This window comes from Vibrio sp. WZ-1, assembly GCF_052037695.1.
GTDB lineage: Bacteria > Pseudomonadota > Gammaproteobacteria > Enterobacterales > Vibrionaceae > Vibrio.
The window spans coordinates 1-514 of the sequence record NZ_JBQEQR010000084.1; the positions used below are offsets into that span (position 1 = coordinate 1).

1 protein-coding gene is annotated in these 514 nt (G+C 39.7%); it reads right to left on the reverse strand.

Translation table 11 applies throughout. The features are described from left to right. Positions 1 to 133: 133 nt before the first annotated feature. A complete protein-coding gene (locus tag ACTS60_RS20695) occupies positions 134 to 412 on the reverse strand; it encodes a hypothetical protein (protein WP_074050628.1) in 279 nt (92 codons plus the stop codon). Between the last annotated feature and the right edge of the window lie 102 nt (positions 413 to 514).

The window sequence follows — 514 nt, forward strand, 5'->3', positions numbered from 1 at the left end:
TAACGCCGCATTAAGGTGTGAGCAACGCCACCACAAAACTTAACCATACCACCGTAAACACAAAACCCAACGATGACACTAAAAATGCCAAGCGTTGGGAATCACTCTTAAATGCTTTGTTATGTGCAATTTGCTACTTGATTTCGTATTGAGGTAAACCTTGCCAACCATCAACATGAGAAACAGTTCGATATATTTGATTACCCTTTATTTCATACTGAGGTAACCCTTGCCAACCATCAACATGGGAAACAGTTCGATATATTTGATTACCTTTTATTTCGTACTGAGGTAATCCTTGCCAGCCGTCAACATGGGAAACAGTTCGATATATCTTGTCCCCCTTGATTTCAAACTGAGCTAAACCTTGCCAACCATCAACATGCGAAACTGTACGATAAATCTGTGGCATACATCATTCCTATTTGATTAAGCCTAAGAACTATATGGGGATTATGATTTTGATAATCAACCTTGCACATAACGCCCTGTTAAGGTGTGAGCAACGCAATAC

Excerpts from the sequence above, each read along its gene's own strand:
- ACTS60_RS20695 (WP_074050628.1), bottom strand. The coding sequence starts at position 412 with ATGCCACAGATTTATCGTACAGTTTCGCATGTTGATGGTTGGCAAGGT.